Below are 22,686 nucleotides of genomic sequence, written 5' to 3'. Positions count from 1 at the left end.
TATTGATTCAAAATAGTATATTAGGAGGAGCATCAGGCTAACCATACAAAAGATAATTAGGGAGAATAATAAAGATATCGAGATCAAATAAGTTGAGATTTAACCCATGGAAAAAGTAATCATTACAGGAGGAACAGGTGCCATTGGCCTTCATTTGACCAAATTACTGGTCGCCAACTTCTATGAAGTAATCATCTTCACACGGGATCCGAAGGCCTATCCTCCACAAGCTAACGTTCGATATGTTCATTGGAACCCCAGAAAACAAGTTATTGATATAAAGTCGATACAGGAAGCGGATTATATCATCAATCTAGCAGGCGCCCATCTCAATGGATCACGTTGGACCAAGGCCTATCAACAAGAAATTATATCGAGCAGAGTGGAAAGTGGACAACTGCTTTATCAGACATTAAAACAGGTCCCAAACCAAGTAAAAGCCGTTATATCAGCATCAGCAACCGGCTGGTATGGCGCCGATGACAGTTATCATAAAAAACCCTTTGAAGAGGAGATCCCCAAGGTGGTGATTTTTTATCCTGGGTCTGTAAGCTTTGGGAAGACAGCGTAAAGCCTATTGAAACCTTAGGAAAAGACTCGTTGTCTTCCGATTTGGTGTAGTGATCAGTAAAGACCAGGGATTATTGAAAGAAGTCAACCAACTGTTACGTTTTCGGGTCAACCCTATCCTGGGCTCAGGTAAACAGATGTTAAGTTGGATCCACATGGAAGACCTCACCCGAATGCTGCTATTTGCTATACAAAACAATGCCCTTGTTGGTGTATACAATGCCTGTTCCTCTGATCCGATGCCGCTTGGTCAATTCACCAGACGCATTGCAAGGCGGCGGTACGGAATATGCTACATACCTTTTCCTGCTCCTGCATTCTTGATTAAGCTGTTTCTTGGAAAAAAGGTCAGGAAATGATACTCAATGGCACATGGGTGAGTAATAAAAAGATACTTCAGGAAAAATTCCCCTTTAAATACCCGACTTTGGACAATAATTGTATAGATAATTTACACATCGGTTAACTGTTAATTCGCCTTAATTTCGACCCTTTTTGGGACAAAATCCGTATATTTGCGGCTTATGAAGATTTTTAGATATGGCGCAAAGGGCTCCGAAAAGGCGGGAGTCATTTTAAATGAAAAGAAATATGATGTTTCAGAAGGAAATTTTCAATATAACCGTGATTTCTTTGCAAATACGGCAAATTTGGAGAAACTTCAAGTATATGTAGAACAGAATCGTGAAAGTCTAAAAGAGATCGCTGCAGATGAACGTATCGGCACTCCTTTGGAGGCTCCTTCCAAAATTCTCTGTGTTGGACTCAACTTCGACGATCACGTTAAGGAAACCAAATTGCAGCAAGCAGCAGAACCTATTGTTTTCATGAAATCTGTTTCGGCATTTAACGGTCCTTTCGATGGTATTACACTACCTAAAAACTCCGTGAAATCCGATTGGGAAACAGAACTTGCTATCGTTATAGGTAAGAAAGCTTCCTATGTTAGTGAAGAAGAAGCCTTGGATTATGTTTTTGGCTATGTGCTGCATAACGATGTTACTGAACGGGAGTTTCAGATCGAAAGAGGCGGCACCTGGGACAAAGGTAAAGGTTGTGATACATTCGCTCCTATTGGTCCTTTTATCGCCACAAAAGATGAAATTCAAGATGTCGATAATATGAGAATTTGGCTTAAATTAAATGGCGACTTGATGCAAGATGGCAACACAAGCGATTTTATTTATCGTGTTCCAAAGCTTATATCGTATTTAAGTCAGTTCATGTCCCTACTTCCGGGTGACATCATCTCAACAGGCTCACCAGCCGGTTCGGGTATGGGAAAATCCCCACAACGCTTCCTTCGCGATGGCGATATTATTGAATATGGTATCGAAGGACTTGGATCTGGGAAACAAGTGATATCTGCTCACTCCCTATCCTAACATCCTGCTGCTATAGACCGATCTTTCCTGTTTTTATTTTTTGTCCGGAAAGATCGGTTTACGGCTATTTTTTTCGTCATTTCATTGTAATTTATCAACCGCATTTGTGTACATTTATATCGGCATCCACTTTGTTAACATAAATGCATAAATCCCTATAGGGTCAATGATTCAACTAAACAACATATCTAAATCATTCGAGGTTAAATCCAAACGAATAGATGCATTGAAGAGTCTCTCCTATCCATTGCCAAGGGAGAAATATTTGGCGTCATAGGGGCTTCAGGTGCCGGCAAAAGCACATTGATTCGTTGTGTCAATCTCTTGGAAAGACCGGACACAGGTCAAGTCATTATTGAGAATGAGGATCTGATGTCGATGTCTTCCAAAGATTTAATGATGAAACGAAGAATATCGGAATGATCTTCCAACATTTCAATCTCTTGTCATCACTAACAGTCTCTGAGAACATATCTTTTCCATTACAACTGGAACGTAAATCAAAGGCATTTATCCGTCAAAAAGTTTCAGAGCTGCTAAGCCTGGTTGGACTGGAAGATAAAGCGGAGAGTTATCCGGCAAATCTATCCGGAGGACAGAAACAACGGGTCGCTATAGCTCGTGCACTGGCAAATGCCCCCATATTCTACTCTGTGACGAGGCTACCAGCGCCCTGGATCCTGCAACAACAAAATCCATCCTCACCTTATTAAAAAAATCAATAAGCAACTTGGACTGACCATCTTATTGATTACCCATGAAATGGATGTGATCAAAGAATATGTGATCAAGTCGCAGTACTGGATCAGGGAATTTTAATTGAGAGCGGTTCTGTTGAAACCATTTTCGCAAATCCGCAGCAGGAAACTACCAAAAACTTTATCCAATCTTCTTTGCAGGTCGATATTCCCTTAGGTTTTCAGGAGCGGTTAAAAGACAGGGGCAATCCACTTGTCGAGATTTACATGACCTCCAGTGAAGATTCTATTCCGTTTATACAACATTTGGAACGCCAATATCAGGTTAAAACAAATATTATTACCGCACAGATCGATTACATTGGCGAAATGAAGTTTGGCGTTATATTAGCCGAATTGTCAGGTGATACCGACAACATAACGGCGAGTCTCTCCTATTTAAAAGAACAGCATCCGCAAACTAAAATATTAGGTTATGTCTGATCAAGTACTAGATTTACTATTATCAGGAACACTCGAAACATTAATGATGACTTTCCTGTCAGGTTTCTTTGGTTTTGTGCTCGGACTTCCGCTTGGAATCTACCTATTCTTGACCAGAAAACATCAGTTGTTGGAAAACAAAACCATGCACCAGATTGTTTCCTTGCTAGTGAACGTGTTCAGATCTATTCCATTCATTATTCTCATTGTATGGATGATTCCATTTACACGTCAGCTCGTAGGAACATCCATTGGTATGTCAGCAGCATTGGTCCCTTTAAGCATTGGCGCAGCTCCTTTTATTGCACGATTGGTAGAGAACAGCTTATTGAAATCCCCATGGATTAATTGAAGCTGCCAGAGCCATGGGCGCAAGTACACAGCAGGTGGTCTTTAAAGTGTTGCTTCCGGAGGCATTACCCTCACTGGTAAACAATGTGACAATAACGTTAATTACACTTGTAGGTTATTCGGCTATGGGTGGCGCTGTTGGGGCCGGCGGACTGGGACAGATTGGCTACCAATACGGCTATGTTGGTTATGATACCTTCATCATGAATGCTGTCCTTATTTTATTAATTTTAATTGTATTCCTGTTGCAATATACAGGCGATTACATAGCTAAAAAAGTAAACCATCGTTAACATTAATTGTATCATATGAAACCATCTTGATTTATTCGATCATACTGTAGAGTGAATAACCGAACAAAGCGAACTCATGAATCCCGCTTAAAACATACACTCGATGATTAAATCTGATAGCTTCATCACAACTGAAACCGCCGAAGGCAGCATGAATGCCTTAAAGGGAAAATTGATTAATGAATAAACAAATTAAACAGATGAAAAAAATTGAACTATGCATTTGCAATTCTAGCCTTTAGTCTGACGACTATTGTAGCTTGTAACAACAGGAAAAGAAAGAAAACACCCTTAAAGTTGGTGTGGTGACAGGTCCTGAAAAGGAACTTGCGGAGACGGCTAAGAAAGTTGCAAAAGAAAAGTTCAATCTAGATGTGGAACTGGTTGCCTTCAATGATTACGTCGTCCCCAATGAAGCCCTGAATCAAGGTGATATCGATGTCAATGTATTCCAGCATCAACCCTATCTTCAGGAACAATCCAAACAACGCGGTTTCACCAAACTGACCATTGTGGGAAATACATTTGTATTCCCGATTGTTGCCTATTCCAAAAGATCAAAACCATCACCGAACTTCAGCCCGGTGCGACTATCGCTATCCCAAATGACCCAACAAACGGCGGGCGTTCGTTATTACTTCTTCAGCGTGAGGGAATCATTGGTTTAAAGGAAAATGTTGGCATACAACCAAAAGTAACAGACATTGTAAGCAACCCAAAACAGGTTAAAATCATTGAAATGGAAGCCCCTCAGCTACCTCGTGTACTTGACGACCCTCAGGTTGTTGTTGCGATCATTAATAACAGCTTTGCCTCACAGGCCGGATTAGACCCCGAAAAACAAGGTTTATTTACAGAGGATAAAGAATCTCCTTATGTCAATTTAATTGTTGCTCGGGCAGATAATAAAAATGATGAAAAAGTACAGCAGTTTATACAATCCTATCAGTCACCTGAGGTAGAAGCAACAGCAAAGAAAGTATTTAAAAATGGTGCCATAAAAGGCTGGTAACCCAAAAAAGCATGATAGCAGCGACTCATTCATGCCCATGTGGCTCGGGTGCAACTTTTGGCGAATGCTGCCTACAAATTCACCATACCCATGCCAAGGCAACTACAGCCGAAGCGCTTATGCGAGCTCGTTACAGTGCTTTTGTTGTGGGAAACATTGACTTTTTGTACAACACATTCCACCCTACAACAAGAAGATTCCAAAATAAGAATGCTATTGAGCAATGGGCTAAAGAAAATAAATGGATGCAGTTAAGTATCCTGAAAGCTACCTTTTCAACCGTGGAATTTGAAGCCCATTATCTGGATGCAACAATGGAGGTACAGATCCATTACGAAAAATCGACATTTAAACAGCAAGGTAACCTTTGGTACTATGTAGATGGCCGATAAATTTCTGGCTTCAGTCTCCAAAAAAAGCTGCTCCAATACATTACGTATTGGAGCAGCTTTTTATAAGGTGATTGGCTGTATTAAACCAATTCTTCTGTATCTTCTCGGTAAGGTGCTTCTTCATCAAACTCACCCTCCCATTTGGCGACAACAACTGTTGCAAGACAGTTACCAACAACGTTGACAGAGGTGCGCGCCATGTCCATCAATTCGTCAATACCCAAAATAGCAGCGATAACGAAGGTTGGCAGACCGAACTGATCAGCTGTTGCTATTAGGATAATTAATGAAGCACGTGGCACTGCTGCCACCCCTTAGAGGTAATCATTAATGTGAAAGCAATCATGAGCTGCTGTCCAAACGTCAAGTGAATACCAGCTGCCTGCGCAACAAAAATTGCAGCTAATGATAAATAAAGGGATGTTCCGTCTAGATTGAAGCTATAACCAGTGGGGATAACAAATGAAACGATCTTACGCGGCACGCCAAATTTCTCCATTGCGCTCATGGCTTTAGGTAAAGCAGCATCCGAACTTGTCGTTGCAAAAGCAATAGAAACCGGCTCTTTGATAGCGTTGATAAAACGTTTGACAGGAATCTTTAAATAAAGTGCAACAGGAAGCAACACCAACGTCAAAAAAGCAAAACAAGGCAAAATACAACGTTGCCAACAGCATAAATAATTTTTCAAAATATCAACACCGAGATGCCCCACGGTGTATGCCATTGCTGCTCCTACCCCAACCGGAGCAAAATACATGATAATGTTCGTAAACTTAAACATCGTCTCAGACATACTCTCGGTAAAATCTACCAGTGGCTTCCGCTTCTTCTCATCGACCATCGCTAGGCCAATTCCGAATAACACCGAAAATACAACAATTTGTAATACCTGATTGTCAGCAACTGACTTTACAATATTCTCAGGAAAAAGATCACGGACGAATGCAGTGAATTTATAAACTGGATGTACATTATCCGGAAGGGATTTCAATACATGCTCGTCCAAACTTTCTTTAGGCACTGGCAGCTCTTCATGTGGCATATGGGCAACGTCTACACCTACCCCTGCCTTAGTCAGATTGATTGCACCTAAACCAATAAAAATAGCACAGGTAGTGGCACAAAAGAAATACAGCATGGACTTCCAGGCCATACGTCCTACTTGTTTCAAGTCAGAGTGGCCTGCGATACCATAGACAAGCGTTGCAAAAAGAATAGGCCCAACAATGGTCTTTACCAATTTGATGAAACCTTTACTCAGTGGTTGCAGGGAAATTGCCAGATTGGGAAAATCCAGTCCAACAAAAATGCCCAGGATCATACAGGTTAAAATCCATGTGGTCAAATTTTTCTTATAAAGCGCATTTACAACCAAAACGGTGGCAACTATCCAACGGACAGCCATTAGAAATTCATGCGAAAAGCCCACAACTTTAAATTCGTACAATACTGCAATGATACAAGCTAATGTAACTGTGATGAGGGTGATTAACCCTATTTTGGTTTTTAACATTTAAAAGATTTTAATGGTCAAAAGAACAAAAATAAAAAAATACTATGCTTTTGCAAATATTATTATTTAAATAGCCCAACTTTCGCAACAAAATACCGATTTTAACAAAAGCTATCGTACAAAAAAAAAAAAAAGCAGGATAATTTCTTACCCTGCTCTATATTTTAACGGAATAAAAAATTATTCCGCGTGTAACCAAGCTTTTTCGCTAGTAGTTCATCGTTGGATTCACGTACATCTTCGTCATCCACACAACAATCTACCGGACAAACAGCAGCACATTGTGGTTCATCATGAAAACCTACACATTCTGTACATTTATCCGAAACAATATAATAAACTTCATTTGAGATCGCTTCCTGTGATTCATTCGCGTCAAGCGTAACGCCATCGCCAAAATCAATAACACCGTCCAAAGCCGTCCCATCTGAGAATTTCCAAGTTACACCAGCATCGTATATTGCATTATTTGGGCATTCCGGTTCGCAAGCACCACAGTTAATGCATTCGTCTGTAATTTTAATCGCCATTTATAACCTCACAATTATGATAAATAAACTATTTTGCATTATCAATATGAAAACAAAGTCTGATTGTACAATAAGGCTAGTTGATTCACGTTGATTAATGTTAACAGCACAAATATAACACAAATTTGTGTATTCATCTTTTAAAAATTTAATATTTTGACAAAGCAACAACGAATAAATGCGTTTGTAAAACTGGGTGAACTGTTGAAAAAGCAGCCTGAAGATCTTACTCAGATCATTCAACTGGCGCAACATAAAAACCCTTGGTATACCGTAAAAAATGTTGAAAGTGCCCTTCTTGCAATCTCATCGAACTTAACACAAGAGCGGCTTAATCATTGGCTGCAAGCCTATCCAGATAGCGAGTCAGCTAAAACCGTAGGTTTAATTCTCGCTGGAAATATTCCACTTGTTGGTTTTCATGATATCCTTTGTGTCCTAATCAGTGGATTTAAAGCGAAAATTAAAGTATCCTCAGATGATGCCGGTTTAACGACTTGTGTACTCAATAGCTTAAAACAAATCGAACCCGCTTTTGAAGCAGCTTTTGAAATTGTTGATAAACTCAAAGACTTCGACTTGGTCATTGCCACTGGCTCAAACAATACAGCCCGTTATTTTGACTATTATTTTGGTTCTAAACCCCACATTATCCGGAGGAATAGAAATAGTGTTGCTGTCATTACAGGACAGGAATCTCCAGCACAACTGGAGGCCTTAGGTCACGATATCTTTGATTACTTCGGTCTCGGCTGTCGCTCGGTTTCCAAACTTTTCATTCCAAAAGATTATGCCGTAGCACATTTTTTCGAAGGAATAGCAGGTTTTAAAGATGTATCCGAACACTATAAATACAATAATAATTACGACTATAATAAATCGATCTATCTGATCAACGGAGACAAGCATTTTGATAATGGATTTCTTTTGCTCAAACAGGACCAACGTGCAGCCTCTCCACTATCCGTGGTTTATTACGAGGAGTACAACCGTCTTAAAGATGTCGAAAACGAGCTGAATCAGCAAGCTGAAAATATTCAGTGTGTTGTCTCCGAAGTCCAGTTGAACATACAGTCGCCAGTCTTTCATTTTGGTGAAAGTCAATGTCCGGCCCTGGATGATTATGCAGATGGCATAAATACGCTGGACTTTTTATTTGCAAACCAGTAAGCTTCCGTTAAATTCATAGTAAAGAAATTGCATTAAAAATACTAACTTTGAAATCATGTATATCATTAAAGTAAAAGGTGTCGCCAAAATTCCCGACTATGTTCAGCTGCGAGATGATGCCTTCACCTTGTTGGCATATTTTAGAGTGGATCGACCTGACAAATCCCTTGACAAAATCGGATTGGGAGAAAAGACGGAATATATCATGCAATTGGTAAGAGAAATGCCTTTTGGTCAAATTAAAAAATTAGAGTTTTAACGCCCATGATTGAAAATAAAGTAATTACATTAAAGAACGTTGATATCTTCCAACAGAAACATTTAGTATTATCCAATGTCAATTTAAACATCGGGAAGGGAGAATTTCTCTATCTTATCGGACAGTCTGGCAGCGGAAAAAGTAGTTTATTAAAAATCATCTATGGCGATTTATATATCGGTAATGGTGAGGGAATGATCGCTGGATTTGACCTCAAGAAACTTCACGAAAATGATGTTCCTTATTTACGCCGGAAATTGGGAATTGTTTTCAGGATTTTCATTTGCTATCCGACAGAACGATCGAGAAGAACCTCGAGTTTGCGTTAAAGGCGACGGGCTGGAAAGATAAAAAAATGATTGATGGACGTATTCTGGACGTGTTGGAAAAAGTTGGACTTCGTTCTAAATTAAAGAAAATGCCCCATGAGCTTTCCGGTGGTGAGCAACAGCGGATTGTTATTGCCCGTGCCCTACTGAATAACCCAGAGATTATTCTTGCGGATGAGCCTACCGGAAACTTGGATCCTGCCACCTCCGAGGAAATTGTCCTATTGTTGCGCGATATCGCCAATTCTGGAACAGCAATTTTAATGGCTACTCACGATTATACAATTATTCGCAATATGCCTTCCCGGATTATCAAAACTGGCGACGGCATTCTGCAGGATAATGTCAGCATCTAAACGAAAAACTGACAAGTAAAAGACATTTTTGCAAATTCCGACAAATTGTTAGGCTTTTTATTAAAATCTGACAAGCTGTCGGAATTTTATTGTTTGGCAAAAACTTTGAGAAAAGAAGATATAGAAAATTTTTGAATCTATTTTAGCATTGAAGATATGAATGAGCAAGATAATTATTATGATGAGAGTCAAGATCAAGTAGAAACTAATTCTTCTGATCAACAAGAGCAGCCTTCGGATAATCAGGTAGAATTGTCTACTGAAGAGAAGTTGGCAGCTGAATTGGCAGAGGCGAAGGATAAATACATTCGTCTTTCTGCTGAATTTGACAATTATAGAAAACGTACAAGCAAAGAACGTGTTGAATTGATTCAATCCGCAGGAAAAGATGTGATCAGTAAATTATTACCTACGTTAGATGATTTTGACCGTGCATTAAATGCGATGGAAACAGCTACAGACGTAGAATCCGTTAAAACAGGGATGGATATTGTCAACAACAAATTAAGACAAACCCTGTCTCAATTGGGATTAAAAGAAATGGAAACTGCCGGCCAGGCATTTGACCCTGAATTACAGGAAGCTATTACATCTATTCCGGCACCTACAGCAGATTTAAAAAACAAAGTAGTGGACGTAATCGAAAAGGGATACTATTTGGGTGACAAAGTGATTCGTCACGCTAAAGTAGTTATAGGTCAATAATATTAAGACGATGTCAAAAAGAGATTATTACGATATACTTGGTGTCGCGCGTTCAGCGGACGAGAAGGAGATTAAATCATCCTATCGCAAATTAGCGATTAAATATCACCCGGACAAAAACCCCGGTGATCATGAAGCGGAGGAAAAATTTAAGGAGGCTGCTGAGGCATACGATATCTTGAGCAATCCACAAAAACGTCAACGCTATGACCAATTTGGCCATGCTGGTAATTCAGCTAGTGGTGGCTACGGCGGTGGTGGTGGCATGAATATGGATGACATATTTAGCCAGTTTGGTGATATCTTTGGTGGCGGACACCCCTTCGAAAGTTTCTTCGGTGGTGGTGGCGGAGGTCAACGTGGTGGCCGTCGCGTAGCACGTGGAAGCAACTTGCGTATTAAAGTTAAATTAACTCTTGAAGAAATCGCTAAAGGTGTTGAGAAAAAGTCAAGGTCAACAAACAAGTTTCCTGTCATAGCTGTGATGGCTCAGGAGCGAAAGACAAATCTTCTTTCCATACCTGTAAAACCTGTGGTGGATCAGGATCAGTACGCAGAGTAACAAATACCATCCTGGGCCAAATGCAAACCACCAGCACCTGCCCTACCTGTAATGGTGAAGGTGTTGAAATTACCGCAAAATGTACAACCTGTAGAGGTGAAGGATTAGAGCGTGGTGAAGAAACAATCGCAATCAATATCCCCGCCGGCGTAAGCGAAGGAATGCAACTCTCTATGAGCGGCAAAGGAAATGCAGCTCCACGTGGCGGTATACCAGGGGATCTGATTATATTAATCGAAGAAGTTCCACACGAAAGCTTAAAACGTGACGGCCTTAATGTGATCTATGATCTGTACATTAATTTTGTCGATGCCACATTAGGTACAAGCGTAGAAGTTCCGACAATTGATGGAAAAGCTAAAATAAAAATCGAACCTGGAACACAAGGTGGTAAAATATTACGTCTGAAAGGAAAAGGTATTCCTGAAGTCAATTCTTACCATAAAGGTGATCAGCTTGTCTACGTGAATATCTGGACTCCAAAAGCGGTATCCAACGAAGAAAAAGAACTATTGAATAAACTCAAAGAATCACCAAACTTTAAACCACAACCTGGTAAAAGTGAAAAATCATTCTTTGAACGTATAAAAGAATATTTCGAATAAATTCGATTAACCCGATGTCAAAAGAGCCATTGATCCAATTGATCAATGGCTCTTTTTGCTTTCTTACATCAAACTGACAAATAATAACAAAAAGTCAATACAATATAGGCATTTAAAAATGAAAGGCCTATCGGTCAAAAAAATAGCAAAATTTAAACAATTGAACCACTATCAATTACGAGTTTGACAAAATATCTAGACAATCCAGTGACAATAAAATAAAATAACTTTCCGACATTTGACTAACAAATTAAAAAAGTCAGGAAGTAATTGCTGGCTTATTAGAACAAACTATTAAAATAAAAACACATGAAAAAAAGTTTTACTTACATTAGCTGCCATTGCAGGTTTAACAATCGCAGCAAACGCACAAACTGAAAAAGGTAAAATCATGGTTGGTGGTCAAGTTGGCTTCCAAACTTCTAAAGTTAAAGATACTGACTTCAAAAATAATTCATTCTCCATCAACCCCACTGTTGGTTACTTCGTTAGCGACAACTGGGCAGTAGGTACTGGTGTTGGTTACGATTGGAGTAAAAATGAAACGAACAAAGACAACAGCACAAAAACAGATGCTTTCCAAGTATCTCCATTCGTTAGAAAATATACCGCTGAAGGACCAGTGAGATTTTTCGCTCAATTGTCAGTTCCAATGGCATGGGGAAAAACAACCGTGGAATCAAATAACGTTGAGACAAAAACAAATTTGAAAGATACGGTGTTGAATTGGCTCCAGGTTTGGCGTACTTTCCTACGAGCAAAATCGGTATCGAACTAAAAGTTAGAGGTTTATACTACAACTACAACAAAGACAAAACTAACGATATTACAACAAACACATTCGGTTTGAACGTAAACTCTTTAGCGCCGACTTTAGGCGTGCAATTCCACTTCTAGTCAGTAGTTAATAACAAAAAAGGCTATAAGTATGAATACTTATAGCCTTTTTTATGGCTAGCGATAACGCTTCACAATACGTAGTTTATGCGAATATTTATTCAATTCCCGATTAAAGATCCCTTCATTATCCATTCGATCAATACGCACTTTAGCTGAAGCATGAATAATGGTATCCCTATCCAACATGATACCCACATGTGTAATGCGTCCATCCGCGTTGTCAAAATAAGCTAAATCTCCCGTCTTAATTTCCGAAATAAAATCAACAGTCTCCCCGATTTCCGCCTGCTGATATGCATCTCTTGGCAGGTTGATCCCAAAGCAACTATAAATCAGTTGAGAAAAACCTGAGCAGTCTATTCCCCATTGCGAGCGTCCACCCCACAAGTAGGGTGTATTCTTATAACTCATGGCGAGTTCAGCAACCTCAGTCTCAAAATCAGATCTGGAAAAGGGATTGACATGGCCTTGGTAAGCTAGATCCAGCTCACCTAAAGTAAACCTATTAGCCTTATCCATATAAAGTTTTGTGCCGTGGCATAGATGAAGTTGATTCTCATCATTAAAAAGCAATCCGCCTTCCCTTCCGACCAAACTTGGCGTTCCTGCAAAATAGTGCTCAATTTCTTCTGGATCAACGACTATAAACTGACCATTCTGGATCCAGCCCTCATAGTTTGTTTCCAACATCCTTATCGCTGTCCAGTCAGTCTCAACTTCCATAATTTCAAATAATTCACCAAATAACACCTGAGAAACCATCTCGCTCCGATGTGCCTGCTCCGAACGCAAAGGAACCAAAGCAAGTGTACAAATGCCATATTTCATAGGCCAAATAAAAACAAAATTGTCAAATCTATGATTATATATTATAAAACGAAGATAAATTAATTATAGTAGATATGGAGAATACAAATTTAAAATTCAAAAGAATACTCGTTGCAGTCGATGATGCTCCATGTTCTGAGAAAGCCATTCTATATGCTAGAGAAATGGCTCAGGTATTTGGTGCCTCTGTTGCCCTTGTCACTGTTATTCCCCCGACCTCCCCAACAAATTTCGGAGCAGATCCACTATTGGGTCAGCAGCCTATTATTGTGCCGGAAGTATCCGAAATGGAGCAGGAAAATGCGCAAAAATATCTTGAAAAATTAAGTCGGGAATTTACCGATTACGGTGAAGTATATCTTTTCAACCGAATTGGGTCCATCAAAGAAGAAATTCTTGCAGCCTCCCATGAATGGTCGGCAGACCTGATCATTATGGGATCAAATGGGAGAACCGGATTTGATCATTTCATTTCGGGTTCCGTATCTGAATCTGTGATTCGCAAAGCAACCTGTCCAGTATTGGTCATACCAAGCAAATGTGATTAATGGATATGCGATGATGAAATAGCTGGCACTAAAATAAAGCGCCTATTCTTTTTCTAAGAATAGGCGCTTCTATATTTTTAGGCCAATCTGGCTATTTTTGATCAACCGAGCAACAAACATGCTATCTGCTCTTTCTGTATAACCATCCAGACAACGCATACTTTCCAGTTCAAATCCCAAATTGTTTAAGATATAGTCCACAACATCCTCGTTCTCCGCTTTAAATACAGAGCATGTAATATAAACCAGCGGCTTACCTACTTTCACATATCCCGCAACATGGCTAGCGATAGTTTTCTGCAATGCACTAAATTCTTCAATCTTAGCCGTTTTAAATTCCCGGATCATCTCTGGTGTACGTCCCCAGGTACCCGAGCCTGTACAAGGTGCATCCAATAGTACCCCATCAAATTTCTCGTTCCCCAATATTGGATAAGGGTCTTTTGTCAGATCCAATATTTTCTTACGGTAATGTTTAATACCAGCATGATCAAATCGCTCATCCAGGTTACGAAGGATACTCATGCGAAGATCAGATACCAATAAATTAACAGAAGGGCATACATCCATTAATAAAAGAGATTTACCTCCCGATGCAGCACAAGCATCCCACCAGGATTCTCTATCCTCGGGTTTCATAAATTCAAGCGTACGCTGTGAGGATAAATCTTGTACTTCAATCAGTCCTTCCAATGTTGAAAAGCGCTGTAAAGAGGTACCATTGGCCAAAGAGATGGTCTGATCACTCAATTCACTATAAGGAATCTGATTTTCGTCCAAAATTGCGCGAACGATCTTAGTCTTACCTCGTTTTACCCGAATATACAGATGAGGCTGAACCAGTTGGCTCTTCAAAAATAGTTTGGTATCAATCTGAGGCGAAATAGGCTGTGAAAGGAAATAGGTCCTCACGTTTTAGCAGTCCTTCAGATTCAAGAAAAGCAATCTTCTTATCTAAAGATAGGCCCAGCTTATCACTATAAGCAGGTTCAAGTAGATTGACCAAAGGGCTCTCGTTTTCACATAAAAACTCCGCAAGCATCAATCGTCGTTGCTGTGACAACTGTGAAGCTGCTAGCCCCAAGCGGAAATAGTTATAACACAGACGGGAAGTGGACCGACGATCCGAAGACCCCATCTGTTTATTCTCCTTAAAAAAGTTGTTAAATACCGCGAAAACGGTTGATCTCCTTCGAAACCATCCATCGCCCGCTCAAAATTACGTATTTGTTGGTAAACACGTTTTTCACTGAATTCAGCCATTCAAAGATTATTTTCTTTCAAATTTCTTGTTGTGATAAACCATGATCCCCAAAGCTCTATTGGCATACCCCACTTCGGATAGAACTCAAACCTATAATCGCTATTGAGTCCAGAGAATTTCTCCTGAGTCATATGGCTTACATAATCAACACCGTATTTATGAAGTAGACGGCCAAAATAAACTGCTGCATCATAACCCTTATAAGAAAACTCAGAAGGATCTACTTTATACAGTGATTTGTAATTTGATATGAACTTTTTCGTATCACCATCGGAATCACTAGCTAAGCTCGAAGAAGTAACCGTCAAACTATAAAAATCCATGTTTTCAAAATTTTCAAAAGAAAGTTTTGAAAGATTTGGATGACCATACAACTTAAATTGGTTGCCAGAACTCAAAAACGCTCATCCATAGCATCCAACAATCCTTTTACCAAGTTCTTATTAGCGGTTCCGGATACAACATGATTTGTTCCAGTCTGCACGAGACTATTATTGAGCTCATTAACGCTCATAACCGTTTTTACTTTTGCTTGTGTATTCGCTTTTGTGACCTCGCTGGCAAAATTGACCAGGAATTGTTTGCTTTCATCATCTCCGGCATCATAGATCAAGATCTGATCTCCATTATAATACTGATCAGCGACATATTTCGCCATTGTTTCGGAATGCGTCCGTATCGATGGTGTCATGGACACCAAGTTAGGAACACTAAATTCCGAAGCCATGGTAGCTGCTAATGGAGACACCTGGAGAACATTTTTATTCGCAAAGGTCTGTGCAAAACTTCTGATTTCCCGTGGGTAAACGGGACCAACAACAAGTACAGCATCTTTTACCGTTGCTGCTGTCCCCAAAGACGCGTTATAAGCTACATTATCGCGCGAGTCGATGACCTGCAGATCAAACAGCATTCCATCTTTAGCAATCTTGTCTAGACCTGCTTGAAAACCTTGGTAAAAGTCCAATGCCAAAGCAGATCGCTCGACATCTTCAGTAGTCACCGTTTTAGCAATGCTATTTAGTTCAAACGGTAAAAGAAGTGCAATTTTATTGTTTTTAACCGAATGGCCGTTTACATCTTGCACATCGCCTACTTTGACAGCAGGCTTATCTTTCTCACTGTTTGGTTTGGTGACAGCAGTTTGCTGTTCGCCCCGACTAGAAGAGGGCGAACGCAATACCGTGCTCCTTTTGGTTGTACAGCTGGCAAGGCATAATGCCACGACTGCTGCAACCCATATTTTATTCCCACTCAATCGTAGCGGGTGGTTTTGAACTGATATCATATACAACTCTGTTTATTCCTTTCACATGGTTGATAATTTCATTTGAAATTTTTGCCAACAGGTCATATGGTAGATGTATCCAATCTGCAGTCATTCCATCAAGAGATCCTACAGCTCTTAAGCTCACAACATGCTCGTAAGTACGTTCGTCACCCATTACCCCTACCGAACGCACAGGTAAAAAGATTGTACCAGCTTGCCATACTTTATCATACCATCCTGATTCCTTCAAGTTACTGATAAAGATTGCATCTGCTTCCTGAACAATTCTTACTCTTTCGGCTGTAATATCACCTAAAATACGAATGGCCAAACCAGGACCTGGAAATGGATGTCTACCTAAAATCGCCTGATCTACCTCTAATGCCTTCCCAACTCTTCTGACTTCGTCTTTAAATAAAGTCTTTAATGGTTCAACAACTTTCAGTTTCATAAAATCAGGCAAACCGCCGACATTATGATGTGATTTTATTGTTGCGGAAGGTCCTTTAACCGAAACTGATTCTATGATATCGGGATAGATTGTACCTTGTCCCAACCATTTCGCTTCGATGCCCTCTGGCAATTCTTTTTGAATTTCCTTCGCAGCTTCGTCAAACACATCAATAAAGGAATTACCAATGATCTTACGTTTTTCCTCAGGTTCAGAAACCCCTGCCAAGCGACCATAGAATAGGTCTTTTGCGTTAATTCCCTTAATATTTAAACCCATATTTTTGTAAGAATCCAATACTTGCTCATATTCATCTTTACGAAGCAAACCATGATCCACAAAAATACAATGTAATTTTTGTCCAATTGCATGGTGTAACAATACTGCGGCAACAGTAGAATCCACACCTCCAGATAAAGCCATGATCACATGGTCATTACCCAACTGCTCTTTCAGTGATGCTACAGTAGTCTCCACAAATGCATCTGGAGTCCAGTCTTGCACACAACCACAGATACCAACAACAAAGTTTTTTAACAAGATAGCACCATCTGTACTATGTGTTACCTCTGGGTGAAACTGTATACCAAAAGTACGTGTTCCTTTAACCTGATATGCTGCAACACGCACTTTGTCTGTGCTAGCAATGATATCAAAATTTGCCGGCACCTCTTTGATCGTATCACCATGCGACATCCATACCTGAGACTGCACAGGTACACCTGCCAATAATTCATTTTCACTATTGACAAATTGCAGATTTGCACGACCATACTCACGGATTTCAGATGGTAATACATCTCCGCCCGATTGTTGAGCGATGTATTGTGCTCCATAACAAACTCCTAAAAGTGGAAAACGCTTCTGAATAGCGACAAAATCAATTTGAGGTGCATCCTCTTGTCGAACGGAAAAGGGACTTCCTGAGAATATAACACCTTTCACAGATTCGTCAAAATCTGGCAATTTATTAAACGGGTGTATCTCACAATACACATTTAGTTCTCTGACACGTCTTGCAATTAATTGCGTGTACTGAGACCCGAAGTCTAGAATGATAATTTTTTCTGGCATGCTGCAAAGGTAAGTATTACGAATGAATTATTAAATGTCAAATCAGGAAATAATACCGGCTTTTAACAGTTCAATTTCCATTTCTTTTTGTAGTTTTAGGGCCTCTTCACGTGCGCGTTCCGCAAAATCACGTCCTTTTGAAGCATATATAATTCCTCTAGTGCTATTGACCAAGAGTCCACAGTCTTTATTCATCCCATATTTGCAAACATCTTCTAATGAACCACCCTGTGCACCGACGCCCGGCACCAATAGGAAATGTTCTGGAGCATGCTCACGAATTTTAATAAAGCCCTCGCCTCTGGTTGCACCAACCACATACATTAAATTGTCGATATTGCCCCAGGTATTTACTTTATCAATGACTTGTTCAAATAACTGAAGACCTTTCTTATTTTCAAAATTCTGAAAATCTAAACTTCCCTCATTAGAGGTCAATGCTAATACAATGGCCCATTTATCTTTGAACTCCAAAAAGGTGTAACGGAATCTTTTCCCATGTAAGGAGCAATGGTTATACTATCGAATCCTAGACCGGAGTTTGACTCATCAAAAAAGCCATGGCATAACGACCTGAGGTATTTCCGATATCACCACGTTTGGCGTCAGCAATACTAAAACAATCTTTAGGTAATGCTGCCCAAGTTTTTTGAAGCGACTGCCATCCCTTTAATCCGTAACATTCATAAAAGGCAATATTAGGCTTATAAGCGACACATAAATCAGCTGTAGCATCAATAATAGCTTTATTGAAACTATAGATCGGATCCTCATCATCCAAAAGATGCTCAGGAATCTTAGTAAGGTCTGTGTCCAGTCCGACACATAAAAACGAACGTTTCTCTTTAATTTGATGAATAAGTTCTGCTCTGGTCATGCTAATGTATAGATCGTAATTATTTATTGATTAAATCTTGAATAAAGGTTGCCACATCGGGTGTAGAATAATCGGCCATACCCTCGTGCCGTGTAGCAAGGTTACCTCCCTTGTCCAAAATCACGGTACTTGGAATAGACTCTGAAAGCCATTCTTTGGGAATATCGCTGTTTGGATAACTGATCGGCAAGGTTAACTTCTCATTCTTGACAAAAGCAGCAGCTTTTTCCTTGTCACCCTCTATCTCCACAATCAGAAATACAATATTCGGATTGTCCTTAAATTTATCGTAAAGCACATTAATAGAAGGCATCTCAGCTCGGCATGGCCCACACCAGGTTGCCCAAAAATTGATAAAAACGACCTTGCCCTTTAAGTCTGCTACCTGAACGGTTTCGCCCAGATGGTTAACAAAAGAAACGGTATTGCTGGCAGATTTCCTCCAGCATCAATCGGCTCAGCAGCCTTTTTGGCACTTCCAATGTCGGTTTAAATAAACCAATTTTCATCAGCATCTGTTGAAAATAGCTCCTACTCGTTGGCCATATTAATAAACCAATAAGTATCACAAATACAACATTCCCGATTATCTTTTTTGTTTTTGGATTCATAAAGAATAATTACGGCAGGTTAAGCGTCAAATTTATCCAACAACTTGAGCAAAGTCGCGAAGTCTTTTGGATAAGGTGCCTCGAACACCATCTTCTCACCGTTCAATTCAAACTCCACATGTTTGGCATGTAGGGCAAAACGTTTCATGATCGGTTGCTCCTCTTCATCTTTGGATAAGGTATAGCCTCTTTTCTTTATTTGCGACAAATAAACAGGTTTACCACGGTACATACTATCTCCTACAATGGCAGCGTGCTGCGTTGCCAAGTGGATACGGATCTGGTGCATACGTCCAGTGATCGGTTTACACTCGACTAAGGTGTAATTCTTATAATATTTAAGCGAATTAAAGATAGTTTCAGCAGGTTTACCATTGGCACGGTCAATAGAAACACTTTTGTTACCCTGATTCAAAATAGGCAAATCAACCACGAGATCCTGAAAGGTGTGTGTACCACCAATGATTGCATGGTAGATTTTGTTGACTCTCCTCTTTTCGAATGCGATGGAAATCGAGCGGTAAGTTTCCGGATTTTTCGCAATCAACAAAATACCTGAAGTCTCCTTATCCAAACGATGGCAGACTTGAGCATCAGCATGATATTTCTTTGCCAAACGGAGAATGTTAATCTCTCCGCCTTCCCTCTCGTCCAAAGAAGCAACAAAAGGTGGTTTATTTATAACAATCAAATTTTCATCCTCATGGATTATTAATTCTGAAAATTTAGGAAATTTAAATAGACGGGTTTCATTCTGTATCATTTTACAAAAATACAAAACACAAGGCAGAATATTGGCCAATGTATGATAAAAACCTTACTTTTGGGCATATAATATAAGTTAAGATGTCTGTAAACAAAGAAATAAAACGAGTAAGCACAGCGATGCTACAAGCAATGAAAGATCGTAAAGAGAAGATTTCTATGCTGACGAGCTATGATTACTCCATGGCCAAAATGGTGGATAGCGCTGGCGTGGATGTCATTCTGATCGGAGATTCTGCAGCCAATGTATTCGCTGGTTATGAAACTACCCTGCCGATTACCCTCGACAATATGATCTATCACGCAGCAGCAGTGACCCGGGGTACCGAACGCGCCATGGTCTTAGCAGACTTACCTTTTGGTAGCTATCAAGGATCAGCCAACGAGGCTTATAATGCTGCTGTTCGCATGATGAAAGAATCCGGTGCCCATGCATTGAAATTAGAAGGTGGCCTGGAGATCATCGAAAATATCAGAAAAATTATTTCTGGTGGAATCCCTGTTTGTGGACATCTGGGCCTAACGCCACAATCCATTAATAAGTTTGGAAATTTTGGTGTACGTGCCAAAGAGGAACAAGAAGCCGCTAAACTTATTGAAGATGCCCTAGCTTTGCAAGAAGCAGGTTGTTTTGCCATCGTATTGAGAAAATCCCAGCTGCTCTGGCAAAGACAGTAACCGAAAAATTGGCCATTCCAACCATTGGAATCGGTGCTGGCGCCGATTGTGATGGACAAGTGCTTGTGATCAATGACATGCTGGGCATGAATGCTGACTTTAAACCTAAGTTTATGCGGCATTTCGCCAATCTACATGAGCAGATCACTACGGCAGTAAGCAATTATGTTGCTGAAGTCAAGGCAGTGCAATATCCTAACTCTGAAGAACAATACTAAGTAAAGCGCCATGAGATTGTTGATCATAGGACTAATTCTCCTTGTCGCCTACCTGATGCTTCGAAAAAGTTTAATTTTTTCGAAGCATCAGATACGAATTCCAAAAACTTAAAATCGGGTTTTCAATTGATAGAAGCACCAGCTGCGCTTATTCAATCCACCTTAAAGAAAACAATCTCCAATGTCATTATGGGCCTGGTGCTGATTCTCATCACGGTATTACTCTTTGTCAAAATTAAAATCGTGTTGCTTCTCCTCCCAATTGCCTTCTTTTTAATTGGGTACCTTTTTCTTTTCAACAATCACTTCAGCAAGATCAAAAGCCAACAAATTTGGTTTAACGCCAAAACAAATGAAGTTTTTGTTGAACAGCTTAAAGCGGAAAACTATGCTTTTAACATTTTCCAGGATGTACAGGCAGTGCAAAAAATCGAATCTGTTCAAACAACAAGAGGCTTGCTCTATGGCTATTATCGGATAAAACTAAAAGATCAGCTTTTGAAATCCCCTATTTGCTGGCTGAAAACAAACCGGCCAACAAGCTGTTTTTTGATACCCTCTCCCAAAACTTTAAAATTGAAACACAGAAAAGAATTTTCCCAATCATTTAACAGTTAGCTGATTGCAGATACAAAAGAAAAATGGTATATTTAGGTTAATCAAAAGTACATTGTTAAAACCAAAATATTTTATACTATGGGAAAAGGTGATATCAAAACCAGAAGAGGAAAAATATCAAATGGTTCTTTTGGAAAAAGAAGACCACATTTATCGAAAGCTTCCATCAAGCCAAAAGTAGGTGATGCCGCGCCAAAAGAAGTTGAAAAGAAAGCAACTAAAGCGAAAAAATAGTAAGCATAAAGCTAGAACATGTTTCTAGCTTTTTTTTTTTTTTTTGTTCTATGTAGTCCCGTTAACGGATATGCGGGCAAATTCATTGTTATCTTGCAGTCTGTATTGTAAAATCCTTTTGACAACCGGTATCATCATTAGAATAAACCTATCTTTATCCGTCAAATCAAAAAACCACATAAGGACTATACCGCATGAATAAAAAAACGACCCTCTACATCATTTTAGCCTGTGCTGTCATTGGAGGGGATATTTCCTCTTAAATCCAAAAAAGATAAGAAAGAAAGCGATAAATCTGCTGTCAAAAAGGATGCTCCTATCCCTGCACAGGCGATTATTGCAAAGTCATCTGTAGCGGATCGTTCCATCAATTTATCTGGAAGTATTGATGCCGAAGAAAAGGTGGAGATCAGAAGCGAAGTTAGTGGTCGAATTACAAAAATCTACTTTTCTGAGGGGCAGCGGATCCAACAGGGACAGCCCTTGATCAAGATTGATGATATCGAGTTACAGGCACAGCTTAAACAGGCGCAAACAACAAATCAGCTAAATGCTGAGAATGAGCGGCGCGCAAAACTGTTGCTTCAAAAAGGCGCGATCAGCCAGGAAGAATTTGATATCGCCAGTGCTGCACTTAAAACTTCACAGGCGCAGATCCAGCTGATTCAGGCGCAGATTTCCAAAACAACCGTACGTGCACCATTTAGTGGAATGATCGGCTTAAGGAATATTTCTGTTGGTGCTATCGTCTCATCCAATACACTGATTGCAAATTTAGTCAAGGACAATTCAGTTAAGATTACCTTCGCTATTCCAGAGAAATACAGCAACGTAATCAAACTAAACACCCCATCGAATTTAGTGTTGCCAATGACCCTACAGTCATCAAAGCGAATATCTATGCCATAGAACCCGAGGTATCCCTGAATACGCGTACCCTGACTGTCCGTGCACGGGCAGCAAACGAACAAGGTCGACTTCGGGTAGGCTCTTTTGTCAATGTCATCCTTCCGATAGAAGTAGAAAATGACGCCATTGCTATCCCAACAGAAGCGATAGTTCCAGTTCAAGATGGCAAAAAGTCTTTATATTACAGAATGGGCTGGCTAAAGAAACCAAAGTTGAAACTGGTGC

At 39.8% G+C, this 22,686-nt stretch carries 28 protein-coding genes and 7 pseudogenes; 22 read left to right on the top strand and 13 right to left on the bottom strand.

The window, feature by feature from the left end:
* Positions 1–106 precede the first annotated feature (106 nt).
* The 11 genes and pseudogenes from KUH03_RS38415 to KUH03_RS38380 all read left to right on the top strand — a co-directional run bounded on the left by KUH03_RS38415 (position 107) and on the right by KUH03_RS38380 (position 5,184).
* The gene (locus KUH03_RS38415) at positions 107–571 is read left to right on the top strand and encodes an NAD-dependent epimerase/dehydratase family protein (RefSeq protein WP_257089921.1); all 465 of its coding nucleotides are present in this window, start codon (positions 107–109) and stop codon (positions 569–571) included.
* 49 nt (positions 572–620) lie between these two features.
* Positions 621–929 (top strand): hypothetical protein, encoded by a 309-nt coding sequence (locus tag KUH03_RS38410; RefSeq protein ID WP_257089920.1) that lies wholly within the window; start codon positions 621–623, stop codon positions 927–929.
* Positions 926–1,036, top strand: a complete 111-nt coding sequence (locus KUH03_RS49805; protein WP_373564562.1) for a DUF1731 domain-containing protein — start codon at positions 926–928, stop codon at positions 1,034–1,036. Before KUH03_RS38410 ends, KUH03_RS49805 begins: the two co-directional genes overlap by 4 nt.
* A 58-nt stretch (positions 1,037–1,094) precedes the next feature.
* Positions 1,095–1,955, top strand: coding sequence for a fumarylacetoacetate hydrolase family protein (locus tag KUH03_RS38405; RefSeq protein ID WP_257089919.1), 861 nt, complete (start codon positions 1,095–1,097; stop codon positions 1,953–1,955).
* A gap of 207 nt (positions 1,956–2,162) precedes the next feature.
* Positions 2,163–2,378: an ATP-binding cassette domain-containing protein gene (locus KUH03_RS47400; protein WP_306429874.1), complete on the top strand. Its 216-nt coding sequence runs from the start codon at positions 2,163–2,165 to the stop codon at positions 2,376–2,378.
* The gene (locus KUH03_RS47395) at positions 2,375–2,668 is read left to right on the top strand and encodes an ATP-binding cassette domain-containing protein (protein ID WP_306429307.1); all 294 of its coding nucleotides are present in this window, start codon (positions 2,375–2,377) and stop codon (positions 2,666–2,668) included. Before KUH03_RS47400 ends, KUH03_RS47395 begins: the two co-directional genes overlap by 4 nt.
* Before the next feature lie 180 nt (positions 2,669–2,848).
* A complete protein-coding gene (locus KUH03_RS47390; protein WP_306429306.1) occupies positions 2,849–3,136 on the top strand; it encodes an NIL domain-containing protein in 288 nt (95 codons plus the stop codon).
* Positions 3,129–3,488 (top strand): methionine ABC transporter permease, encoded by a 360-nt coding sequence (locus KUH03_RS38395; protein WP_257089918.1) that lies wholly within the window; start codon positions 3,129–3,131, stop codon positions 3,486–3,488. Before KUH03_RS47390 ends, KUH03_RS38395 begins: the two co-directional genes overlap by 8 nt.
* Positions 3,489–3,501: 13 nt before the next feature.
* Positions 3,502–3,780, top strand: a complete 279-nt coding sequence (locus KUH03_RS38390) for an ABC transporter permease subunit (RefSeq protein ID WP_257089917.1) — start codon at positions 3,502–3,504, stop codon at positions 3,778–3,780.
* A gap of 302 nt (positions 3,781–4,082) precedes the next feature.
* Positions 4,083–4,792 (top strand): annotated as a pseudogene (locus KUH03_RS49800) (MetQ/NlpA family lipoprotein).
* Positions 4,793–4,803: 11 nt separating this feature from the next.
* The gene (locus tag KUH03_RS38380; protein WP_257089916.1) at positions 4,804–5,184 is read left to right on the top strand and encodes a YchJ family protein; all 381 of its coding nucleotides are present in this window, start codon (positions 4,804–4,806) and stop codon (positions 5,182–5,184) included.
* 80 nt (positions 5,185–5,264) lie between these two features.
* Here KUH03_RS38380 and KUH03_RS38370 read toward each other — a convergent pair.
* Together KUH03_RS38370 and KUH03_RS38365 are read right to left on the bottom strand one after the other, a co-directional pair.
* Positions 5,265–6,508, bottom strand: a pseudogene (locus tag KUH03_RS38370) (dicarboxylate/amino acid:cation symporter).
* A 372-nt stretch (positions 6,509–6,880) separates the two neighbouring features.
* Positions 6,881–7,230 (bottom strand): annotated as a pseudogene (locus KUH03_RS38365) (4Fe-4S dicluster domain-containing protein).
* 156 nt (positions 7,231–7,386) lie between these two features.
* Between KUH03_RS38365 and KUH03_RS38360 the strand changes: the two are divergent.
* From KUH03_RS38360 to KUH03_RS38335, 6 genes and pseudogenes are all read left to right on the top strand, one after another.
* Complete coding sequence (locus tag KUH03_RS38360; RefSeq protein ID WP_257089913.1) at positions 7,387–8,400, top strand: acyl-CoA reductase; 1,014 nt, start codon at positions 7,387–7,389, stop codon at positions 8,398–8,400.
* 55 nt (positions 8,401–8,455) lie between these two features.
* Positions 8,456–8,659, top strand: a complete 204-nt coding sequence (locus tag KUH03_RS38355; RefSeq protein ID WP_120258058.1) for a fructose-6-phosphate aldolase — start codon at positions 8,456–8,458, stop codon at positions 8,657–8,659.
* 5 nt (positions 8,660–8,664) lie between these two features.
* Positions 8,665–9,344 (top strand): annotated as a pseudogene (locus tag KUH03_RS38350) (cell division ATP-binding protein FtsE).
* A gap of 156 nt (positions 9,345–9,500) precedes the next feature.
* Complete coding sequence (locus KUH03_RS38345; protein ID WP_120258060.1) at positions 9,501–10,049, top strand: nucleotide exchange factor GrpE; 549 nt, start codon at positions 9,501–9,503, stop codon at positions 10,047–10,049.
* A 10-nt stretch (positions 10,050–10,059) separates the two neighbouring features.
* A pseudogene (dnaJ, locus tag KUH03_RS38340) lies at positions 10,060–11,216 on the top strand (molecular chaperone DnaJ).
* Between the two features lie 340 nt (positions 11,217–11,556).
* Positions 11,557–11,994, top strand: coding sequence for an outer membrane beta-barrel protein (locus KUH03_RS38335; protein WP_306429872.1), 438 nt, complete (start codon positions 11,557–11,559; stop codon positions 11,992–11,994).
* Positions 11,995–12,170: 176 nt separating this feature from the next.
* Here KUH03_RS38335 and KUH03_RS38330 read toward each other — a convergent pair whose 3' ends face one another.
* The gene (locus KUH03_RS38330; RefSeq protein WP_257089912.1) at positions 12,171–12,944 is read right to left on the bottom strand and encodes a C40 family peptidase; all 774 of its coding nucleotides are present in this window, start codon (positions 12,942–12,944) and stop codon (positions 12,171–12,173) included.
* A gap of 74 nt (positions 12,945–13,018) precedes the next feature.
* Here KUH03_RS38330 and KUH03_RS38325 point away from each other — a divergent pair, with 74 nt between their 5' ends.
* Positions 13,019–13,492 carry a universal stress protein gene (locus tag KUH03_RS38325; RefSeq protein ID WP_120258064.1) on the top strand — a complete coding sequence of 158 codons (474 nt, stop codon included), beginning with the start codon at positions 13,019–13,021 and terminating at the stop codon, positions 13,490–13,492.
* Positions 13,493–13,561: 69 nt separating this feature from the next.
* On the opposite strand, the gene KUH03_RS38320 is transcribed toward KUH03_RS38325, so the two are convergent.
* From KUH03_RS38320 to KUH03_RS38280, 9 genes and pseudogenes are all read right to left on the bottom strand, one after another.
* The gene (locus KUH03_RS38320) at positions 13,562–14,347 is read right to left on the bottom strand and encodes an RsmB/NOP family class I SAM-dependent RNA methyltransferase (protein WP_257089911.1); all 786 of its coding nucleotides are present in this window, start codon (positions 14,345–14,347) and stop codon (positions 13,562–13,564) included.
* Positions 14,348–14,360: 13 nt separating this feature from the next.
* Positions 14,361–14,630 carry a hypothetical protein gene (locus KUH03_RS38315; protein ID WP_257089910.1) on the bottom strand — a complete coding sequence of 90 codons (270 nt, stop codon included), beginning with the start codon at positions 14,628–14,630 and terminating at the stop codon, positions 14,361–14,363.
* Positions 14,631–14,755: 125 nt separating this feature from the next.
* On the bottom strand, positions 14,756–15,130 hold the full coding sequence (locus KUH03_RS38310) for a hypothetical protein (protein WP_257089909.1): 375 nt from the start codon (positions 15,128–15,130) through the stop codon (positions 14,756–14,758).
* A 20-nt stretch (positions 15,131–15,150) separates the two neighbouring features.
* The gene (locus KUH03_RS38305) at positions 15,151–16,014 is read right to left on the bottom strand and encodes a hypothetical protein (RefSeq protein WP_257089908.1); all 864 of its coding nucleotides are present in this window, start codon (positions 16,012–16,014) and stop codon (positions 15,151–15,153) included.
* The gene (gene guaA, locus KUH03_RS38300; protein WP_257089907.1) at positions 16,001–17,551 is read right to left on the bottom strand and encodes a glutamine-hydrolyzing GMP synthase; all 1,551 of its coding nucleotides are present in this window, start codon (positions 17,549–17,551) and stop codon (positions 16,001–16,003) included. Before guaA ends, KUH03_RS38305 begins: the two co-directional genes overlap by 14 nt.
* Before the next feature lie 42 nt (positions 17,552–17,593).
* Positions 17,594–18,428: pseudogene (gene pyrF / locus KUH03_RS38295) on the bottom strand (orotidine-5'-phosphate decarboxylase).
* Between the two features lie 19 nt (positions 18,429–18,447).
* A complete protein-coding gene (locus KUH03_RS38290) occupies positions 18,448–18,831 on the bottom strand; it encodes a TlpA family protein disulfide reductase (RefSeq protein WP_373564889.1) in 384 nt (127 codons plus the stop codon).
* Positions 18,832–18,835: 4 nt separating this feature from the next.
* Positions 18,836–19,039 carry a hypothetical protein gene (locus tag KUH03_RS38285; protein WP_257089906.1) on the bottom strand — a complete coding sequence of 68 codons (204 nt, stop codon included), beginning with the start codon at positions 19,037–19,039 and terminating at the stop codon, positions 18,836–18,838.
* Between the two features lie 19 nt (positions 19,040–19,058).
* On the bottom strand, positions 19,059–19,802 hold the full coding sequence (locus KUH03_RS38280; RefSeq protein ID WP_120258070.1) for an RluA family pseudouridine synthase: 744 nt from the start codon (positions 19,800–19,802) through the stop codon (positions 19,059–19,061).
* A gap of 83 nt (positions 19,803–19,885) precedes the next feature.
* On the opposite strand from KUH03_RS38280, the pseudogene panB reads away from it, so the two are divergent.
* From panB to KUH03_RS38260, 4 genes and pseudogenes are all read left to right on the top strand, one after another.
* Positions 19,886–20,700: pseudogene (gene panB / locus KUH03_RS38275) on the top strand (3-methyl-2-oxobutanoate hydroxymethyltransferase).
* 126 nt (positions 20,701–20,826) lie between these two features.
* Positions 20,827–21,318, top strand: a complete 492-nt coding sequence (locus KUH03_RS38270) for a hypothetical protein (protein WP_257089905.1) — start codon at positions 20,827–20,829, stop codon at positions 21,316–21,318.
* A 78-nt stretch (positions 21,319–21,396) separates the two neighbouring features.
* Positions 21,397–21,552, top strand: a complete 156-nt coding sequence (locus tag KUH03_RS38265) for a 30S ribosomal protein THX (protein ID WP_257089904.1) — start codon at positions 21,397–21,399, stop codon at positions 21,550–21,552.
* 231 nt (positions 21,553–21,783) lie between these two features.
* Positions 21,784–22,461, top strand: a complete 678-nt coding sequence (locus KUH03_RS38260; RefSeq protein WP_257089903.1) for an efflux RND transporter periplasmic adaptor subunit — start codon at positions 21,784–21,786, stop codon at positions 22,459–22,461.
* Here KUH03_RS38260 and KUH03_RS38255 read toward each other — a convergent pair.
* Positions 22,451–22,588 carry a hypothetical protein gene (locus KUH03_RS38255; protein WP_257089902.1) on the bottom strand — a complete coding sequence of 46 codons (138 nt, stop codon included), beginning with the start codon at positions 22,586–22,588 and terminating at the stop codon, positions 22,451–22,453. The two genes, KUH03_RS38260 and KUH03_RS38255, sit on opposite strands and share 11 nt — an antisense overlap.
* Positions 22,589–22,686: the final 98 nt, after the last annotated feature.

It is taken from the genome of Sphingobacterium sp. E70, assembly GCF_019285695.1.
Classification (GTDB): domain Bacteria; phylum Bacteroidota; class Bacteroidia; order Sphingobacteriales; family Sphingobacteriaceae; genus Sphingobacterium; species Sphingobacterium detergens.
Note: the sequence above shows the minus strand (reverse complement) of the source record. Positions and strands in the feature narration are given on the sequence as shown.

Excerpts from the sequence above, each read along its gene's own strand:
- KUH03_RS38285 (WP_257089906.1), bottom strand. The coding sequence starts at position 19,039 with ATGAATCCAAAAACAAAAAAGATAATCGGGAATGTTGTATTTGTGATA.
- KUH03_RS49805 (WP_373564562.1), top strand. The coding sequence starts at position 926 with ATGATACTCAATGGCACATGGGTGAGTAATAAAAAGATACTTCAGGAA.
- KUH03_RS38265 (WP_257089904.1), top strand. The coding sequence starts at position 21,397 with ATGGGAAAAGGTGATATCAAAACCAGAAGAGGAAAAATATCAAATGGT.
- KUH03_RS38315 (WP_257089910.1), bottom strand. The coding sequence starts at position 14,630 with ATGGGGTCTTCGGATCGTCGGTCCACTTCCCGTCTGTGTTATAACTAT.
- KUH03_RS38330 (WP_257089912.1), bottom strand. The coding sequence starts at position 12,944 with ATGAAATATGGCATTTGTACACTTGCTTTGGTTCCTTTGCGTTCGGAG.
- guaA (WP_257089907.1), bottom strand. The coding sequence starts at position 17,551 with ATGCCAGAAAAAATTATCATTCTAGACTTCGGGTCTCAGTACACGCAA.
- KUH03_RS38280 (WP_120258070.1), bottom strand. The coding sequence starts at position 19,802 with ATGATACAGAATGAAACCCGTCTATTTAAATTTCCTAAATTTTCAGAA.
- KUH03_RS38355 (WP_120258058.1), top strand. The coding sequence starts at position 8,456 with ATGTATATCATTAAAGTAAAAGGTGTCGCCAAAATTCCCGACTATGTT.
- KUH03_RS38395 (WP_257089918.1), top strand. The coding sequence starts at position 3,129 with ATGTCTGATCAAGTACTAGATTTACTATTATCAGGAACACTCGAAACA.
- KUH03_RS38415 (WP_257089921.1), top strand. The coding sequence starts at position 107 with ATGGAAAAAGTAATCATTACAGGAGGAACAGGTGCCATTGGCCTTCAT.
- KUH03_RS38390 (WP_257089917.1), top strand. The coding sequence starts at position 3,502 with ATGGGCGCAAGTACACAGCAGGTGGTCTTTAAAGTGTTGCTTCCGGAG.
- KUH03_RS47395 (WP_306429307.1), top strand. The coding sequence starts at position 2,375 with ATGATCTTCCAACATTTCAATCTCTTGTCATCACTAACAGTCTCTGAG.
- KUH03_RS38405 (WP_257089919.1), top strand. The coding sequence starts at position 1,095 with ATGAAGATTTTTAGATATGGCGCAAAGGGCTCCGAAAAGGCGGGAGTC.
- KUH03_RS38255 (WP_257089902.1), bottom strand. The coding sequence starts at position 22,588 with ATGGCGTCATTTTCTACTTCTATCGGAAGGATGACATTGACAAAAGAG.
- KUH03_RS38380 (WP_257089916.1), top strand. The coding sequence starts at position 4,804 with ATGATAGCAGCGACTCATTCATGCCCATGTGGCTCGGGTGCAACTTTT.
- KUH03_RS38345 (WP_120258060.1), top strand. The coding sequence starts at position 9,501 with ATGAATGAGCAAGATAATTATTATGATGAGAGTCAAGATCAAGTAGAA.
- KUH03_RS38325 (WP_120258064.1), top strand. The coding sequence starts at position 13,019 with ATGGAGAATACAAATTTAAAATTCAAAAGAATACTCGTTGCAGTCGAT.